This window comes from Bacillus sp. SIMBA_031, from assembly GCF_046535225.1.
Lineage (GTDB): Bacteria > Bacillota > Bacilli > Bacillales > Bacillaceae > Bacillus > Bacillus velezensis.
Genome location: NZ_JAWRXC010000472.1, coordinates 1 through 254, shown reverse-complemented (window position 1 = coordinate 254; position 254 = coordinate 1). Strand labels below are relative to the sequence as shown.

1 protein-coding gene is annotated in these 254 nt (G+C 65.4%); it reads left to right on the top strand.

Annotation, left to right across the window (positions count from 1 at the left end):
* A partial coding sequence (locus SB724_RS21060) for a hypothetical protein (protein ID WP_410572929.1) occupies positions 1–254 on the top strand: 254 nt, incomplete at both ends.

The window sequence follows — 254 nt, the reverse complement described above, 5'->3', positions numbered from 1 at the left end:
AACCTCCCTCTTCCGCCGCAACGACCTCGACGAAATGACCGTCGGCCGCACCGAAAAACCGGTCAGCGGCAAGCTGCCGGAAAAACCCGACGCAGCAAAGAGCACCAAGCGCTTCACGCCCCTGCTTGAGGAGCAGCCGGAGCGCACCCCTCATGGTGAGGAGGCCCAACGGGCCGTCTCGAACCATGACGTCCGTCCGCTGGTTCGCGGCAAGACGGGCGTCGGCAGCTATGAGGATCCGGGCGAGCAGAAGC